Source organism: Klebsiella sp. K5-306 (genome assembly GCF_051835185.1).
Classification (GTDB): Bacteria; Pseudomonadota; Gammaproteobacteria; order Enterobacterales; family Enterobacteriaceae; genus Klebsiella; species Klebsiella oxytoca.
The window spans coordinates 13,694-31,106 of record NZ_JAIFJY010000030.1; the positions used below are offsets into that span (position 1 = coordinate 13,694).

Consider the following 17,413-nt stretch of genomic DNA (forward strand, 5'->3'; position numbering starts at 1 on the left):
CCTTTTCGGGACTCAAAAAGCCCGTAAGGAAAACCAAAGTCGCACATTATAACGATTTCGTAGCATTTGGCAGCTAAATACTGGTCTTATCAGGGAAGATTATCAACCGCTATCGTGTAAAGTGGGGCGGTTGATAAAAGAACTGCGGGAAACTGCACATATCCGGAATCAGCGCCACCACTGGCGAAACTTCTTGTATCGCCATGCTAAAAGCAGCAGTGCCAGCAGCGCATAAATGATCGGCTGCGGGGATAAAATCTTCACTGACCACAGGTAGTGAATCGGCGCAAGGATCGCGACAACATAGACGAAGTTATGCAATGTTTGCCAACGGCGGCCTAATTTCCGCTGCATCGCCTGGGTGGAGGTCGCCGCCAGCGCCAGCAGAATCAGCCAGCTGAGTAAACCCAGCGTCAGGTAAGGCCTGCTGATAACTTCTGAACCCAAAAGCGCCAGATTGTTAATCCCGAGTTCGAGCAGCGTATAGCTGGTTAAATGCAGCGTTGCCCAGGCAAAGCACCATAAGCCAAGTAAGCGCCGGGTGCGTATCAATAACGGCTGTTTAGCGTAGCGCGCCAGCGGCGAAACAAGCAAGGTAGCCAGCAGGAATTTAAGAGCCATCCTACCGGTAAAGTGCTGAATATCCTTTGCCGGGTCGGCGCTGAAATAGCCCTGCTGCCCGGCCCAGAACAGCCAGACAACGGGCAAAAAGCCAGCCAGATGGAGAAGCACTTTCAGCCAGGTTATCTGCTTTACATTCAGGCGCACTAGTAGTTCTCCCGCAAATTCAGGCCCCGATAGAGCGACGCCACTTCTTCGGCATAGCCGTTGAACAGCAGCGTTGGCTGGCGTTTAACGTCGAGTACGCCGCCGGCGCCGATAAAACGCTCAGTCGCCTGCGACCAGCGGGGATGATCGACATGCGGATTAACGTTGGCGTAGAAGCCATACTCTTCGGGCCCGGCCAGATTCCAGGTGGTGGGCGGACGCTCACGGGTGAGCTCAATACTGACGATGGACTTAATCCCTTTGAAGCCGTACTTCCAGGGCACGGTGAGCCGAACCGGCGCACCGTTCTGCGGGGGCAGCGCCTTGCCATACACGCCCACGCTGAGCAGCGTCAGAGGATGCATTGCTTCATCGAGCCGCAGTCCTTCAACGTAGGGATACGCCAGACCGCCGCCGATAAAACGGTCCTTTTGACCCGGCATCTGCTCAGGAGCATAAAGCGTTTTAAATGCAACGTAGCGAGCATTGCTGGTGGGTTCGACCAGCGACAGCAGCTTATGGAGCGGGAAACCGACCCACGGAACCACCATCGACCAGGCTTCTACGCAGCGCATTCGATAAATTCGTTCTTCCAGCGGGAATCGGCTGGTCAGGTCGTCATGATCGAGCGTGAGCGGTTTTGCCACTTCGCCACCGATCGTCAGCGTCCAGGGATCGGTGCGCAGGCTGCCGGCATTCGCCGCCGGATCGGCTTTATCCAGACCGAACTCATAAAAGTTGTTGTAACCAGCAACTTTATCCTCCGGCGTGAGCGGCAGGTTATTTTGCCATTGCGCCGGTTTTTCGAACGTTAGCGCTTTGCCCGCCGGGGCCGGCGGGCGATCGTTGCCTTTAAACCAATCCAACAGATCGGCTTGCGCGGAGGGGGTAAGGGAAAGGGCGGTCGCGCTGATGCCCAGCATTTTCAGGACCTGGCGACGTTGCAGCATAAAAACGGATTCTGCCGTAACGTCGGCTTCTGTCAGTTTTTTGGGTTTCATAGCATCCTCCGTCATGCGTTTTTTCTAAGCATGACGGAGGCGAGGCGTTATTGCGAATATGTCACGAAAAATTGCAGATTAGGCGATTTTAACCAGCGTGCGGCCCTGAATCTTATTGGTCATAATCTTTTCAGCAAACTCAGGGGCTTCGGCGAGGGTGATTTCGGTTGCGCTGTGCGCATAGAACGATTCCGGCAGATCGCGAACCAGCCTTTGCCAGGCTTCAGCCCGGCGGGCGGGCGGGGTCATCACCGAGTCAACGCCCTGCAGGCGTACATTGCGCAGAATAAACGGCATCACGGTGGTCGGCAGCGCAAATCCGCCAGCGAGGCCGCAGGCTGCAACGCAGCCGCCGTAGTTCATTTGCGCCAGTACTTTTGCCAGTACTTTATCGCCAACCGTGTCAACAGCGCCGGCCCACAGCTGCTTTTCCAGCGGGCGGGTTTCGGCGAACTCATCTCGGCCAAGGATGCGCTGCGCGCCGAGGGCTTTCAAATATTCATGGGTGCTTTCGCGCCCGGAAACCGCCGCTACCTTGTACCCCAGCTGATGCAGCAAAGCGACTGCGGTGCTGCCGACGCCGCCGCTGGCCCCGGTAACTACAATTTCGCCATCTTCAGGACGAATTCCGGCATCTTCCAGCGCCATCACGCACAGCATGGCGGTGAAGCCCGCGGTACCAATGGTCATGGCTTTACGCCCATTCAGTCCTTGAGGCATTGCTACCAGCCAGTCGCCTTTAACGCGAGCGCGTTCCGCCAGACCGCCCCAGTGGTTTTCGCCAACGCCCCATCCGGTGAGCAGCACCTGCTGGCCCGCATGAAAGCGAGGATCTTCGCTGCTGTGGACCGAACCGGCAAAATCGATGCCAGGAATCATCGGAAAGTTGCGGATGATTTTTCCTTTACCGGTGATCGCCAGCGCATCTTTATAGTTAAGGCTGGACCACTCGATATCCACTGTCACATCGCCCTGCGGCAGCTGGCTGGCGTCAATGGTTTGCACCGAAGAGAGAGTTTTGCCATCCTGCTGTTCTAAGATTAAAGCCTGCATGCTCCGGTCCTCGTAGGTTGGATGATTGGAAAAATTTTTCTGCAGACTATACTCGCTAACGGCATTATTACACCGATGTAACGCAATAAATTGCCAGATACGCCAGCTTTGGTAGTATGCGTCGCTCTTTAGAAAGTTAGTGCTTACTTTAGTTTAGGCGCCAGCACTGGAGCCCGGATGTTTATCGGGCACTCATTCACTCGCGGAGTTAACACAGGGATGCGATTAACGACGAAATTCTCAGCCTTTGTCACGTTACTCACCAGCCTGACTATCTTTGTCACGCTGATTGGCGCTTCGCTGAGTTTTTATAACGGTATTCAGCTAAAAATGACCAACCGCGTTCAGGCGGTGGCAACGATGCTGGATAACCGCCTGGTCTCTATATCTTTTGACCAGTTAGAACCGCAGATGGATGAGCTGATGACGCCGGTCGAAGTCGTGCACGTTGATTTTCAGCTTAATGGCAAATCAGTCTATAGCCATTCCCGCAACGATAACTATCGTCCGTTAGGCAGCAGCAATCAGTTCCGTAGTATCACCGTGCCGTCGCTCAAGCACCCGGGCATGGTTATCCATCTGGTTTATCTGGATCCGATGGCCAATTATTTCCGTTCGCTGCACGTTACCGCGCCGCTTTCCATCGCCATTGGTTTCATGGTGCTGATTATCTTTTTTTCCGTGCGCTGGATCCGTCGTCAGCTGGCGGGCCAGGAGCTACTGGAGCTTCGCTCTGTGCGTATTCTTAACGGCGAACGCGGCCCGCAGGTGCGCGGGTCGGTACACGAATGGCCAGTCAACACCAGCAGTGCGTTAGATACGCTGCTATCAGAACTGCAGTTTGCCAGCGATCAGCGAAGCCGCATGGATACCCTGATTCGTTCTTACGTTGCGCAGGATTCAAAAACCGGACTCAGTAACCGATTGTTCTTTGATAATCAGCTGTCGACGCTGCTTGAAGATCAGGAGAAGGTGGGGTCGTACGGTATTGTTATGATGATCCGCCTGCCGGATTTCGACCTGCTGCGCGATAACTGGGGGCGTACAGCGACTGAAGAGCATTACTTTACGCTGATCAACATGCTTTCCACCTTTATTATGCGTTATCCCGGCGCGCTGCTGGCCCGCTATCACCGAAGCGATTTTGCCGTTCTGCTCCCTCATCGCACGTTAAAAGAGGCGGATAGCATCGCCGGATTGCTATTGAAGGCTATGGATGCCCTGCCGCCAACGCGAATTCTCGATCGTGACGACATGATGCATATCGGGATCTGCGCCTTCCGTAGCGGACAAACGGCAGCCCAGGTGATGGAGCATGCGGAAGCGGCAACGCGCAATGCGGTATTGCAGGGTAGCAACAGCTGGGCCGTCTACGATGACTCTCTCCCGGAAAAGGGGCGCGGCAACGTCCGCTGGCGCACGCTTATCGAGCAAATGCTCAGCCGCGGCGGACCGCGTCTCTACCAGAAACCTGCCGTAACGCGTGACGGTCGCGTACACCACCGCGAGCTAATGTGTCGTCTTTACGATGGCAAGGAAGAAGTTATCGCGGCGGAATATATGCCGATGGTACTGCAGTTCGGTCTGGCGGAAGAGTATGACCGCCTGCAAATCACCCGGTTGCTGCCGTTTTTAGGCTTCTGGCCGGAAGAAAATCTCGCGCTACAGGTGACGGTTGAGTCATTAATTCGCCCCCGCTTCCAGCGCTGGCTGCGCGATACTTTGATGCAATGCGAAAAATCGCAACGTCGGCGTATTATTTTTGAACTTGCAGAGGCGGATGTTTGTCAATATATCGGCCGCCTGCAGCCGGTTATGCGGTTGGTTAACGCTTTGGGTGTTCGAGTTGCCGTAGTTCAGGCTGGTCTGACGCTGGTTGGAACCAGCTGGATTAAGCAGCTCGACGTTGAGGTTATCAAGCTGCATTCGGGGTTATCGCGCAATATAGAAAAACGCAGTGAGAATCAGCTGCTGGTGCAGAGTCTGGTTGAAGCCTGTAAGGGAATGCCGGTTCAGGTTTTCGCAACCGGCGTGCTCAGCCGTAGCGAGTGGCAGGTGCTGTCTCAATGCGGTGTCACCGGCGGTCAGGGGGAATTTTTTGCCGCCTCACAGCCACTTGACACAAATGTGAAAAAATATTCGCAAAGATACTCTGTTTGATCTGCCGTTTAGCGTGATTTCACGTAGAATAATGCGCGCCATAGTGATGGGGGTGTGCTTGTCTACCTGCCGGATTGTCGCAATGTAAATGCCAGTGAATGACCTTTGACAGGTTGCAGATTCAAGCGCGGAGCGCTGCTGAAGATTTCGGCATCGGACGGACTCAGTCAAATTTGTAACAAAGGTAACGAACTGCACTAATTTTCACCGCAGCAGATGATTTTTGCGCCTTGTCGCTGCTGCGCGTGGTTGGTAAAGTAAGCGGATTTTGTTTTCCGCCCCAGCTTTCAGGATTATCCCTTAGTATGTTAAAAAAATTTCGTGGCATGTTTTCCAATGACCTGTCCATTGACCTGGGTACCGCGAATACCCTGATTTATGTAAAAGGACAAGGCATCGTATTGAATGAGCCTTCCGTGGTGGCCATTCGTCAGGATCGTGCCGGATCGCCGAAAAGCGTCGCAGCGGTGGGTCATGAAGCGAAGCAGATGCTTGGGCGTACACCGGGCAACATTGCAGCTATTCGCCCAATGAAAGACGGCGTTATTGCCGACTTCTTCGTTACCGAAAAAATGCTTCAGCACTTTATTAAACAGGTGCACAGCAACAGCTTTATGCGTCCGAGCCCGCGCGTGCTGGTGTGCGTGCCGGTTGGCGCGACTCAGGTTGAACGTCGCGCGATTCGTGAATCCGCACAGGGCGCTGGCGCCCGTGAAGTTTTCCTGATTGAAGAGCCGATGGCGGCTGCGATCGGCGCAGGCCTGCCGGTCTCCGAGGCAACCGGTTCGATGGTTGTGGATATCGGTGGCGGGACGACTGAAGTGGCGGTCATCTCCCTGAACGGCGTGGTCTACTCCTCTTCCGTACGTATCGGCGGCGACCGTTTTGACGAAGCGGTGATTAATTATGTGCGTCGTAACTATGGCTCCCTGATCGGCGAAGCGACCGCAGAACGTATCAAACACGAGATCGGTTCCGCTTATCCGGGTGATGAAGTTCGCGAAATCGAAGTTCGCGGGCGCAACCTTGCTGAAGGCGTACCACGCGGCTTTACGCTGAATTCCAATGAAATCCTCGAAGCGCTGCAGGAGCCGCTGACCGGCATCGTTAGCGCGGTGATGGTCGCGCTGGAGCAGTGCCCGCCGGAACTGGCTTCCGATATCTCCGAACGCGGTATGGTTCTGACCGGCGGCGGCGCGCTGCTGCGCAACCTTGACCGCCTGTTAATGGAAGAGACAGGAATTCCTGTCGTAGTTGCAGAAGATCCACTGACCTGCGTCGCTCGTGGCGGCGGCAAGGCACTGGAAATGATCGATATGCACGGCGGCGACTTGTTCAGCGAAGAGTAGTCAGCCTGAGATCCGGGTAGCTGGCTTACGGCTGCCCCGGTCTTAACTGACACGAGAATACGCATAGCCTATGAAGCCAATTTTTAGCCGTGGCCCGTCGCTACAGATTCGCCTTATTCTGGCGGTTTTGGTGGCGCTTGGCGTGATAATCGCCGACAGCCGCCTGGGTACGTTCAGCCAGATTCGAACGTACATGGATACTGCCGTCAGCCCTTTCTACTTTGTCTCTAATGGTCCCCGGGAACTGCTGGATAGCGTTTCGCAAACGCTGGCCACCCGCGACCAGCTCGAACTGGAAAACCGCGCGCTGCGCCAGGAACTGCTGTTAAAAAACAGCGATCTATTGATGCTGGGTCAGTATAAACAGGAGAACGCGCGTCTGCGCGAGCTGCTGGGCTCTCCGCTGCGGCAGGACGAGCAAAAAATGGTGACCCAGGTCATCTCAACGGTTAACGACCCATACAGCGATCAGGTTGTTATCGATAAAGGCAGCGTTAACGGCGTATACGAAGGTCAGCCGGTCATCAGCGATAAAGGCGTCGTCGGCCAGGTGGTCGCGGTGGCGAAGCTGACCAGCCGCGTGCTGCTGATTTGCGATGCCACTCATGCGTTACCGATTCAGGTGCTGCGTAACGATATTCGCGTGATTGCGGCAGGCAACGGTTGTACTGACGATCTGCAGCTGGAACATCTGCCGGCCAATACTGATATTCGCGTCGGCGACGTCCTTGTGACTTCGGGGCTCGGCGGCCGCTTCCCGGAAGGGTATCCGGTGGGCGTGGTCTCTTCCGTTAAGCTGGATACGCAGCGCGCGTACACGGTGATTCAGGCCCGTCCGACCGCCGGTCTGCAGCGCTTACGCTATCTGCTGCTGCTGTGGGGCGCCGATCGCAACGGAGCTAATCCCATGACGCCGGAAGAGGTTCATCGCGTAGCGAACGAGCGCCTGATGCAGATGATGCCGCAGGTTCTGCCTGCGCCGGATGCGATGGGGCCGCAGATGCCGGCGCCAGCAACCGGTATGCCACAGCAGCCTCTGCCTGCAGGGGGGCAATAGTGGCAAGCTACCGTAGCCAGGGACGCTGGGTTATCTGGCTCTCGTTCCTTATTGCACTCTTGTTGCAGATTATGCCCTGGCCGGCGGACATTAGCGTTTACCGGCCAAACTGGGTATTTCTCATCCTGTTGTACTGGATTCTTGCGTTGCCCCATCGGGTTAACGTCGGCACAGGCTTTGTGATGGGCGCAATCCTCGATCTCATTAGCGGTTCGACGCTTGGCGTTCGCGCACTATCATTAAGTATTGTGGCTTATCTGGTTGCGCTGAAATATCAGCTGTTCCGCAATCTGGCGCTCTGGCAACAGGCGCTGGTGGTAGTCATGTTATCCCTCGCCGTGGATATCATTGTTTTCTGGGCAGAGTTTTTAGTGATCAACGTCTCTTTCCGCCCGGAAGTGTTCTGGAGTAGTGTAGTAAACGGTGTGCTCTGGCCATGGATTTTCCTGCTAATGCGTAAAGTGCGTCAGCAGTTTGCGGTGCAATAAGGTTGATATGACGACTCTGTATCTGGCTTCAGGCTCTCCCCGTCGGCAGGAACTGCTGACTCAGCTCGGTCTCTCTTTTGAACGCGTGATTCCCGGTATTGAGGAACAGCGCCGTCCCCAGGAGAGCGCGCAGCAGTATGTTGTACGTCTGGCGCGTGAGAAGGCTCAGGCTGGAGTGGCGTTAGCGCCGCTTGATCTCCCCGTACTGGGAGCGGATACCATTGTCATCCTTAATGGTGAAGTGCTGGAGAAGCCGCGCGATGCCGGCCACGCCGCCGAAATGCTGCGTATGCTTTCCGGGAAAACCCATCAGGTGATGACCGCCGTGGCCCTGGCCGATAAGCAGCAGACGTTGGATTGCCTGGTGGTCACGGAGGTCACTTTCCGTGTGCTCTCAGTACAGGATATCGCCGATTATGTTGCCAGCGGCGAACCTTTAGATAAAGCAGGTGCATACGGTATTCAGGGGTTGGGTGGCTGTTTTGTCAGGAAGATAAATGGCAGCTATCACGCCGTAGTGGGCTTACCGCTGGTGGAAACGTATGAGTTGCTGAGTAACTTTAACTCACTGCGTGAAGAAAAGGGATAAAGATGACTGCTGAATTATTAGTTAACGTAACGCCATCGGAAACGCGCGTCGCTTATATTGATGGCGGTATTCTTCAGGAAATTCATATTGAGCGTGAAGCGCGACGCGGAATAGTAGGCAATATCTACAAAGGTCGTGTCAGTCGGGTGCTGCCGGGAATGCAGGCGGCTTTTGTAGATATTGGCCTCGATAAAGCCGCGTTTCTGCACGCTTCCGATATTATGCCGCACACCGAATGCGTGGCAGGCGAAGAGCAAAAACAGTTCACCGTTCGCGATATTTCCGAACTGGTGCGCCAGGGGCAGGATTTAATGGTGCAGGTGGTGAAAGACCCGCTGGGTACCAAAGGCGCCCGTCTCACCACCGATATCACCATTCCTTCTCGCTATCTGGTCTTTATGCCAGGCGCTTCGCACGTCGGCGTCTCTCAGCGTATTGAAAGCGAAGCGGAACGTGAGCGCCTGAAAAAAGTGGTGTCTGAATACTGTGACGAACAGGGCGGTTTCATTATTCGTACCGCGGCTGAAGGGGTACATGAGCAGGAGATGGCCGCAGATGCCGCCTACCTCAAGCGCGTCTGGACAAAAGTCATGGAGCGCAAAAAGCGCCAGCAGACGCGTTATCAACTGTACGGTGAACTGGCCCTGGCGCAGCGCGTGCTACGTGATTTCGCCGATGCGCATCTTGACCGTATTCGCGTAGACTCCCGTCTGACCTACGAATCGCTGCTTGAGTTTACCGCCGAATATATTCCGGAGATGACCAGCAAGCTGGAGCACTACAGCGGCCGCCAGCCGATTTTCGATCTCTTTGACGTGGAAAACGAAATCCAGCGCGCGCTGGAGCGTAAAGTTGAACTGAAATCAGGCGGTTATCTGATCATCGACCAGACGGAAGCGATGACTACCGTCGATATCAATACCGGAGCATTCGTCGGTCACCGTAATCTTGACGATACTATTTTTAATACCAATATTGAGGCGACCCAGGCCATTGCCCGTCAGCTGCGTCTGCGCAATCTTGGCGGTATTATCATCATTGATTTCATTGATATGAATAATGAGGATCACCGTCGGCGGGTGCTGCATTCGCTGGAACAGGCGCTGAGCAAGGATCGGGTAAAAACCAGCATAAACGGCTTCTCTCAGCTTGGGCTGGTGGAGATGACCCGCAAGCGCACCCGCGAAAGCGTGGAGCACGTGCTGTGCAATGAGTGCCCGACCTGCCACGGCCGCGGCACGGTGAAAACGGTAGAAACGGTGTGCTACGAAATCATGCGTGAAATCGTGCGCGTACACCACGCCTACGATTCCGACCGATTCCTGGTCTATGCTTCTCCTGCGGTAGCGGAAACGCTGAAAGGGGAAGAGTCGCATGCGCTGGCGGAAGTCGAGATCTTTGTCGGTAAGCAGGTCAAAGTACAAATTGAACCGCTCTATAATCAAGAGCAGTTTGATGTAGTTATGATGTAATCATCCGTTTTGCCTGGCTCACTTCAGGACAGGGGCAGGTAAAAGGATGGCGCGTAAAAGGCTGACAAGGAGAGATGCGTGAGGCGACTGCCCGGGATTTTACTGCTCACCGCGGCAACAGTGATTGTTGTCGTCGCACTGCTGGTGAGCGGTCTGCGTCTCGTACTGCCGCAGTTGAACAGTTGGCGTCCGCAGGTGCTGGAAAAAGTATCGGCGATTGCCGGCGTACCGGTCGATGCCTCACAAATTACCGCCAGCTGGCAGACGTTTGGCCCGACGCTTGATGTCCGTGATATCAAGGCAGGCCTGAGCGACGGCGGTGAGCTTTCCGTCAAACGCGTCACTCTGGCGCTCGACGTATGGCAAAGTCTGCTGCATATGCGCTGGCAGTTTCGCGACCTGACCTTCTGGCAGCTACAGGTTCATACCAACACGCCGATCCAAACCAATAACAGCGGCGAAGGTCTGAAAACTGACCGCATCAGCGATCTTTTCCTCCGCCAGTTCGATCACTTTACCCTTCGCGATAGTCATCTGAGCTTCCTGACGATTTCCGGTCAGCGGGCAGAACTTACGATTCCGCAGCTTACCTGGCTGAACGGTAAAAATCGCCATCGCGCGGAAGGACAGCTTAGCCTCAGCAGCCTGACCGGCCAGCATGGCGTGATGCAGGTGCGAATGGATCTGCGCGACGAAGACGGTTTGCTCAATAAGGGGCGTGTCTGGCTTCAGGCCGATGATATCGACGTTAAGCCCTGGCTTGGACGCTGGATGCAGGACAACATCGCCCTACAGAGCGCGAAGTTTAGCCTGGAAGGCTGGATGACTATCGATAAAGGCGATGTCGCCAGTGGCGATGTGTGGCTGAAAAAAGGCGGCGCCAGCTGGCAGGGCGATAAAGATAAGCATCATCTGTCGGTCGATAATCTGACCGCGCACATCTATCGCGATAACCACAGCTGGGGCTTTCGCATCCCGGACACGCGTATCTCCATGGATGATAAACCCTGGCCGCGCGGCGCGCTGGCGATGGCGTGGATACCTGCCCAGGATGTCGGCGGAACAAATGCTCAACGCAGCGATGAGCTGCGCATACGCGCCAGCAACCTTAATCTTAGCGGCCTGACCGGGCTGCAGCCGATGGCGGATAAACTGGCGCCGTCGCTGGGTGAAATCTGGCGTACAACGCAGCCGGATGGCAAGATCAATCTTCTGGCGCTCGATATTCCTCTCCAGATGGCGGAGAAAACGCGTTTCAAAGCGGACTGGAGCGACATGTCCTGGAAGCAGTGGAAGCTGTTGCCCGGCGCGGAGCATTTTTCCGGCAGCATTGCCGGGAGCGTGGAGAACGGTATCCTGCATGCCAGCATAAAGCAGGCAAAAATGCCTTATGAGACGGTATTTCGCGCGCCGCTGGAGATCGCTAAAGGCGATGCGACGCTCAGTTGGATAAAGAACGACAAAGGTTTTATGCTCGACGGTCGCGATATTGACGTGCAGGCTACCGGCGTTCGCGCCCGCGGCGGCTTCCGCTATCTGCAACCGCAGGGTGATGAACCCTGGCTCGGTATTCTGGCCGGTATCAGTACCAATGATGGCGGTCAGGCATGGCGCTACTTCCCTGAAAATCTGATGGGTAAAGAGCTGGTGGATTATCTTAGCGGGGCGATTAAAGGCGGCCAGGCCACCGACGCCACGCTGGCTTACGGCGGTAATCCCCATCTGTTCCCTTACAAGCACAATGAAGGTCAGTTTCAGGTCTCGGTGCCGCTAAAAAACGCCACCTTCGCCTTTCAGCCTGACTGGCCAGCGCTCACCGGCCTGAATATCGATCTTAACTTTATCAATGACGGGCTGTGGATGAAGGCCGATAAGGCGATGCTCGGCAAAGTGACGGCCAGTAATCTGGACGCGGTGATACCGGACTACTCGCGAGAAAAACTGCTGATTGATGCCGATGTTAACGGCCCGGGTAAAGAGGTTGGTCCTTACTTTAACGAGACGCCGTTGAAAGAGACGCTGGGCGCGGCGCTGGACGAGCTTCAGTTGGATGGGGATGTGAGCGCTCGCTTACATTTGAACATCCCGCTGGACGGCGAGATGACCACCGCCAAAGGAGACGTCCAGCTGAAGAATAATAGTCTGTTTATCAAGCCTATCGATACCACGCTGCAAAACCTGAGCGGTAAATTCAGCTTTGTAAACGGCGATCTGAAAAGCGAACCGATGAGCGCGACCTGGTTTAATCAGCCGCTGAACGTTGATTTCTCGACCACCGAGGGCGAGAAAGCGTTCCTGGTTAACGTCGGGATGAACGCCAACTGGGAGCCTGCGCGTACCGGTCTGTTGCCGAAAGCGCTGGAGAACAGCCTGAGCGGCAGCGTGCCCTGGGACGGTAAAGTGGCGATTGAGCTTCCGTACCGCGGCAGCGCAAATTATAAAGTCGATATTAACGGTGAGCTGAAAAACGTAAGTAGTCACTTACCTGCTCCGGTTGATAAGCAGGCCGGTGAGCCTTTACCGGTAAAAATTAAGGTTGATGGCGGATTAAGCAGCTTTAATTTGACCGGCTCCATGGGGACGAAGAATCACATTAATAGCCGCTGGCTGCTGGGCAATAAGCTCACACTAGATCGCGCGATTTTAACTTCTGACAGTAAAGCCGTATCTCCGCTGCCTGCGCAGTCAGGCGTCGAGCTGAATATGCCGCCGATGGATGGCGCGCAGTGGCTGGCGCTGTTCCAGCGCGGTGCGGCAACTGACGTCAGCAGTAGTATTGTCTTCCCGCAGCAGGTCACGCTGCGTACGCCGACGTTAACGATGGCGGGTCAGAGCTGGAATAACGTCAGCCTGGTCTCCCGGCCCGATGCAGGTGGAACGAAGATTGAAGCTCAGGGGCGTGAAGTCAACGCTACCCTGACGATGCGCAAAAATGCCCCGTGGCTGGCGGCCATTCGCTACCTCTATTACAACCCAACTTCGGCGAAAAGCAGCGGGACGGAAAATAGCAGCGCTCCGCTGACCGAGACAAAAGTAGATTTCCACGGCTGGCCCGATCTCCAGCTTCGCTGCGCAGAGTGCTGGCTGTGGGGGCAAAAATATGGTCGTATCGACGGCGATTTTACGATCAGCGGCGATACCCTGACCCTGGCGAACGGGCTGGTGGATACCGGTTTTGGCCGTCTGACGAGCGATGGCGTATGGGTTAGCGCCCCGAGCGGCGTACGGACCTCATTAAAAGGTAAGCTGCACGGGAATAAAACCGATGATTTTGTAAACTTCTTCGGCGTGTCCACACCGGTAAAAGGATCGTCGTTCGATATTGATTACGATCTACACTGGCGCGCGCCGCCGTGGCAACCGGACGTTGCTTCGCTTAACGGCATTCTTAAAAGCCGTCTCGGGAAGGGAGAGTTTACCGATATCAGCACCGGACACGCCGGCCAGCTTCTGCGCCTGCTGAGCGTTGACGCGCTGCTGCGCAAGCTGCGCTTCGACTTTAGCGATACGTTCAGCGAAGGGTTCTATTTCGATTCGATTCGCAGCACGGCATGGATTAAAGACGGCGTTCTGCATACCGATGATACCCTGGTCGATGGTCTGGAAGCGGATATCGCAATGAAAGGCTCGGTGGATCTTGTTCGCCGCCAGCTGGATATGCAGGCCGTGGTTGCGCCGGAAATCTCCGCGACCGTAGGCGTTGCGGCGGCCTTTGCCGTGAACCCGATAATCGGTGCTGCGGTCTTTGCCGCCAGTAAGGTGCTGGGACCGCTATGGAATAAGGTCTCTATTTTGCGCTATCGCATCACCGGTCCTATCGATCAGCCGCAAATTAACGAAGTGCTGCGCCAGGCGCGGAGCGACAAAAAGCAATGATTTGACGATTGCGGGGAATTACCGCACTCTCAATAGATAGCGTTTTTTATTTCCGCCCGAGAGGCGGCAACAAACGAGTAGCATAACGATGAGTCTGAACCTGGTAAGTGAACAATTACTGTCGGCAAACGGCCTGAATCATCAGGATCTGTTTACCATTCTTGGCCAGCTGGCCGAGCGTCGTCTGGATTACGGCGATCTCTATTTTCAGTCGAGCTATCACGAGTCCTGGGTTCTGGAAGACAGCATCATAAAAGATGGTTCGTACAATATCGACCAGGGCGTCGGCGTTCGCGCGGTGAGCGGGGAAAAAACCGGCTTTGCGTACGCTGATCAGATTAGCCGGCTGGCGCTGGAACAGAGCGCGCAGGCGGCACGCACCATCGTGCGCGATCGCGGTGATGGTAAAGTTCATACCCTTGGAGCGGTGGAGTACAGCTCCCTCTATACCAGCATTGACCCGCTGCAGAGCATGAGCCGCGAAGAGAAGCTGGATATTCTGCGCCGGGTCGATAAAACCGCCCGCGCGGCCGATAAACGCGTGCAGGAAGTGTCCGCCAGTCTGACCGGTGTCTATGAGTTAATTCTTGTTGCCGCCACCGACGGCACGCTAGCGGCTGACGTTCGTCCGCTGGTTCGTCTTTCCGTCAGCGTGCTGGTGGAAGAAAACGGCAAACGCGAGCGCGGCGCCAGCGGCGGCGGCGGCCGCTTTGGCTACGACTATTTCCTGGCCTCGCTGGAGGGAGAAGTGCGCGCTGATGTTTGGGCGAGAGAAGCCGTGCGTATGGCGCTGGTCAACCTGACCGCCGTCGCAGCGCCTGCCGGGATGTTGCCGGTTGTTCTGGGTGCTGGCTGGCCTGGCGTGCTGCTGCATGAAGCCGTTGGTCACGGCCTGGAAGGCGATTTTAACCGTCGCGGAACCTCGGTGTTCAGCGGTCATATGGGGGAACTGGTGGCCTCTGAGCTATGTACCGTTGTGGATGACGGCACCATGGCCAACCGTCGCGGCTCCGTCGCCATTGACGATGAAGGTACGCCTGGGCAGTATAACGTGCTGATCGAAAACGGGATTCTGAAAGGTTATATGCAGGACAAGCTCAACGCCAGGCTGATGGGCGTGGCGCCAACCGGTAACGGTCGCCGCGAATCCTATGCGCATCTGCCTATGCCGCGTATGACCAACACCTACATGCTGGCGGGTAAATCCACGCCGCAGGAAATTATCGCATCGGTCGATTACGGTATCTATGCGCCGAACTTCGGCGGCGGCCAGGTAGATATCACTTCCGGGAAATTCGTTTTCTCTACCTCGGAAGCCTACCTGATCGAGAAAGGGAAAGTGACCAAAGCGGTGAAGGGGGCAACGCTTATCGGCTCCGGCATTGAAGCGATGCAGCAGATTTCGATGGTGGGGAACGATCTGAAGCTGGATAGCGGCGTCGGCGTTTGCGGTAAAGAGGGCCAGAGCGTGCCGGTTGGCGTCGGTCAGCCCACGCTGAAAGTGGATAAACTCACCGTCGGCGGCACCGCCTGATCCCTCATCATGCGCTTTCGCATTCCGCGAAAGCGCAAATTACCTCCGCGGGGTCGCGATGAAAGCCGCGCGTCAGCAGCAGATAGTTGAGTTACTCAATCAGCATCACACTTTAACCACCGAAGCGTTGTCCCATCTTCTGCAGGTCAGCATTGAGACCATTCGCCGCGATTTGAGTGAGCTACAGAGGCAGGGGAGCATTCAGCGTAGTCACGGGCGGGCGCGAGTTCTTCAACGCGATAATCATCACTGCGAGAAGCCTTTTCATCGTCGCGTGAAAAGCCACTATGCCCATAAATCCGATATTGCGCGTACGGCGCTGGCGTGGATTGATGCAGGCATGACGATCGCGCTGGATGCCAGCTCAACCTGTTGGTTTCTGGCGCGTCAGCTGCCGGATATTAACCTGACGGTATTTACCAATAGCCACCCGGTCTGCGTTGAACTTGGCCGCCGCGAGCGGATCCAGTTAATTAGCGCCGGTGGTCAGCTTCTGCGTCAATATGGCTATTACGTTAACCCCGCGCTGTTATCGCAGGTCAAATCGCTGGAGATCGATCTGTTTATTTTTTCCTGCGAAGGGATCGATAACGATGGCGTACTCTGGGATTCCAGCGTTAACAATGCCGCGTACAAATCCTTGCTCCTGAAACGGGCGGCGCAGTCGCTATTGCTTATCGACAAAAGTAAATTTCATCGTGCCGGCGAGGTGCGCATCGGAAATCTCAGCGAAGTGACGCAAATCATTTCCGATGCCGGACCTGATAATGAGTTAATGCCCTCTTTGGCTGATTCGGACGGCTAGCGGGCAATCCCCCGACCGTGCATGCCCTGATAAATTTTTGCCACCCCGACGAAATACTCCGTCAGATAATTAATGCATACCTGTACTTTCAGAGGCAGCTTATCTTTCTCGGTATACAGCGCGTAAACCGGGCGCGGATCGGACTGGTAGCTCGGCAGCAGGATCTCCAGTTCGCCGCGGTTGATCTCGTCGATCGCCCACATCAGCGGAACATAAGCCACGCCGACGCCTGCCGTCAGCCAGCGGACCAGCGTCATTGGATCGTTAGTGACAAATCGGCCCTGAGGGATCAGTTTGGTTGAGATCCCTTCCGGGGCGATGATTTCAAATTCGTTATCCGGCCGGACGCTGTATTCCAGCCAGGAGTGGCTGGCGAGATCTGCTGGTTTTTCCGGACAGCCGGCATGCTGGAGATAGCTTTTCGCCGCGCACAGCACCATCGGCATCGAACCCAGGCGGCGGGAAAAGAGGCTGGAATCCTGCAGCGCCCCCACGCGAATAACCACATCCAGACCGTCCGCAATCAGGTCCGGAGCGGGGATGCCCGTGACCAGATTTATCGATAGTCCGGGGTGCTCTTTAAGCATGTCCGCCGTTATGCGCGCCAGGACATTCTGTGCCATAGTTGAAGAACAGCCGATGCGCAGGGTACCGATGGGCGTATTGTTAAACGCGTACAACTGTTCATGGACATCCTGGACTTCGAACAGCATTCGCCGACAGCCCTGATAGTAGATTTTTCCCGCTTCTGTTAAGCCAAGGCTACGCGTACTGCGGTTGAGCAGCTTAACCTGCAGCTCATCTTCCAGTTTGGCTACCGTCTGGCTGATGGAAGAAACGCTCATCTGGAGCTGGCGAGCCGCGGCGGTAAATGACCCTAATTCGACCACTCTGGCAAAAACGGACATGCGTTTTAATCGTTCCATTATTCACTCTGGCTTAAAAGTGATTTAGATCACACATTGTAGATAAGGCTGCAATTGTTACGGTACTATATAGTTAGCTAAATAATAAACGCATTGCGCATATCACCTGCACGCTTCTTATCAAGGTCATCATGAGTCTGTTTCCTGTCATTGTGATTTTCGGCTTGTCGTTTCCGCCGATCTTCTTTGAGTTGCTGTTGTCGCTCGCCGTCTTCTGGCTGGCGCACCGCCTGCTGGTTCCAACGGGCATCTATGATTTTGTCTGGCACCCGGCCCTGTTCAATACCGCGCTATATTGCTGCTTGTTTTATCTGATATCACGTTTGTTCGTTTGA

14 protein-coding genes are annotated in these 17,413 nt (G+C 55.3%); 10 read left to right on the forward strand and 4 right to left on the reverse strand.

The window, feature by feature from the left end:
- Nucleotides 1–168: 168 nt before the first annotated feature.
- The 3 genes from msrQ to acuI all read right to left on the reverse strand — a co-directional run bounded on the left by msrQ (nucleotide 169) and on the right by acuI (nucleotide 2,822).
- Nucleotides 169–768 (reverse strand): protein-methionine-sulfoxide reductase heme-binding subunit MsrQ, encoded by a 600-nt coding sequence (msrQ, locus tag K2184_RS27490; protein WP_004106263.1) that lies wholly within the window; start codon nucleotides 766–768, stop codon nucleotides 169–171.
- Entirely contained in the window at nucleotides 768–1,769 is a 1,002-nt protein-coding gene (gene msrP / locus K2184_RS27495; RefSeq protein ID WP_004106261.1) for a protein-methionine-sulfoxide reductase catalytic subunit MsrP, read from the reverse strand. The genes msrQ and msrP overlap by 1 nt, the downstream gene beginning before the upstream one ends.
- A gap of 78 nt (nucleotides 1,770–1,847) precedes the next feature.
- Complete coding sequence (acuI, locus tag K2184_RS27500) at nucleotides 1,848–2,822, reverse strand: acrylyl-CoA reductase (NADPH) (RefSeq protein ID WP_004106258.1); 975 nt, start codon at nucleotides 2,820–2,822, stop codon at nucleotides 1,848–1,850.
- A 219-nt stretch (nucleotides 2,823–3,041) separates the two neighbouring features.
- Here acuI and csrD point away from each other — a divergent pair, with 219 nt between their 5' ends.
- From csrD to fucR, 9 genes are all read left to right on the forward strand, one after another.
- Nucleotides 3,042–4,982, forward strand: coding sequence for an RNase E specificity factor CsrD (gene csrD, locus K2184_RS27505; RefSeq protein WP_024274767.1), 1,941 nt, complete (start codon nucleotides 3,042–3,044; stop codon nucleotides 4,980–4,982).
- A 305-nt stretch (nucleotides 4,983–5,287) separates the two neighbouring features.
- Nucleotides 5,288–6,331, forward strand: coding sequence for a rod shape-determining protein MreB (gene mreB, locus K2184_RS27510; RefSeq protein WP_002918653.1), 1,044 nt, complete (start codon nucleotides 5,288–5,290; stop codon nucleotides 6,329–6,331).
- Between the two features lie 70 nt (nucleotides 6,332–6,401).
- A complete protein-coding gene (mreC, locus tag K2184_RS27515; protein ID WP_004106252.1) occupies nucleotides 6,402–7,388 on the forward strand; it encodes a rod shape-determining protein MreC in 987 nt (328 codons plus the stop codon).
- A complete protein-coding gene (mreD, locus tag K2184_RS27520) occupies nucleotides 7,388–7,876 on the forward strand; it encodes a rod shape-determining protein MreD (protein ID WP_004106250.1) in 489 nt (162 codons plus the stop codon). Before mreC ends, mreD begins: the two co-directional genes overlap by 1 nt.
- Nucleotides 7,877–7,883: 7 nt before the next feature.
- Nucleotides 7,884–8,465, forward strand: a complete 582-nt coding sequence (locus tag K2184_RS27525) for a Maf family protein (RefSeq protein WP_004106247.1) — start codon at nucleotides 7,884–7,886, stop codon at nucleotides 8,463–8,465.
- 2 nt (nucleotides 8,466–8,467) lie between these two features.
- Entirely contained in the window at nucleotides 8,468–9,937 is a 1,470-nt protein-coding gene (rng, locus tag K2184_RS27530) for a ribonuclease G (protein WP_004106246.1), read from the forward strand.
- Nucleotides 9,938–10,015: 78 nt separating this feature from the next.
- Entirely contained in the window at nucleotides 10,016–13,813 is a 3,798-nt protein-coding gene (yhdP, locus tag K2184_RS27535; protein WP_064356511.1) for an AsmA2 domain-containing protein YhdP, read from the forward strand.
- An 88-nt stretch (nucleotides 13,814–13,901) separates the two neighbouring features.
- Complete coding sequence (tldD, locus tag K2184_RS27540) at nucleotides 13,902–15,347, forward strand: metalloprotease TldD (protein WP_016808194.1); 1,446 nt, start codon at nucleotides 13,902–13,904, stop codon at nucleotides 15,345–15,347.
- A gap of 58 nt (nucleotides 15,348–15,405) precedes the next feature.
- The gene (gene fucR, locus K2184_RS27545; protein WP_049591500.1) at nucleotides 15,406–16,152 is read left to right on the forward strand and encodes an L-fucose operon activator; all 747 of its coding nucleotides are present in this window, start codon (nucleotides 15,406–15,408) and stop codon (nucleotides 16,150–16,152) included.
- Here fucR and aaeR read toward each other — a convergent pair.
- Complete coding sequence (gene aaeR, locus K2184_RS27550; protein WP_004106239.1) at nucleotides 16,149–17,078, reverse strand: HTH-type transcriptional activator AaeR; 930 nt, start codon at nucleotides 17,076–17,078, stop codon at nucleotides 16,149–16,151. The genes fucR and aaeR overlap by 4 nt on opposite strands.
- Before the next feature lie 131 nt (nucleotides 17,079–17,209).
- Here aaeR and aaeX point away from each other — a divergent pair, with 131 nt between their 5' ends.
- Nucleotides 17,210–17,413, forward strand: a complete 204-nt coding sequence (aaeX, locus tag K2184_RS27555; protein ID WP_016808195.1) for a p-hydroxybenzoic acid efflux pump operon protein AaeX — start codon at nucleotides 17,210–17,212, stop codon at nucleotides 17,411–17,413.

Coding starts and splice junctions, on each gene's coding strand:
- acuI (WP_004106258.1), bottom strand. CDS start 2,822: ATGCAGGCTTTAATCTTAGAACAGCAGGATGGCAAAACTCTCTCTTCG.
- rng (WP_004106246.1), top strand. CDS start 8,468: ATGACTGCTGAATTATTAGTTAACGTAACGCCATCGGAAACGCGCGTC.
- tldD (WP_016808194.1), top strand. CDS start 13,902: ATGAGTCTGAACCTGGTAAGTGAACAATTACTGTCGGCAAACGGCCTG.
- mreC (WP_004106252.1), top strand. CDS start 6,402: ATGAAGCCAATTTTTAGCCGTGGCCCGTCGCTACAGATTCGCCTTATT.
- K2184_RS27525 (WP_004106247.1), top strand. CDS start 7,884: ATGACGACTCTGTATCTGGCTTCAGGCTCTCCCCGTCGGCAGGAACTG.
- mreB (WP_002918653.1), top strand. CDS start 5,288: ATGTTAAAAAAATTTCGTGGCATGTTTTCCAATGACCTGTCCATTGAC.
- aaeX (WP_016808195.1), top strand. CDS start 17,210: ATGAGTCTGTTTCCTGTCATTGTGATTTTCGGCTTGTCGTTTCCGCCG.
- csrD (WP_024274767.1), top strand. CDS start 3,042: ATGCGATTAACGACGAAATTCTCAGCCTTTGTCACGTTACTCACCAGC.
- fucR (WP_049591500.1), top strand. CDS start 15,406: ATGAAAGCCGCGCGTCAGCAGCAGATAGTTGAGTTACTCAATCAGCAT.
- msrP (WP_004106261.1), bottom strand. CDS start 1,769: ATGAAACCCAAAAAACTGACAGAAGCCGACGTTACGGCAGAATCCGTT.
- aaeR (WP_004106239.1), bottom strand. CDS start 17,078: ATGGAACGATTAAAACGCATGTCCGTTTTTGCCAGAGTGGTCGAATTA.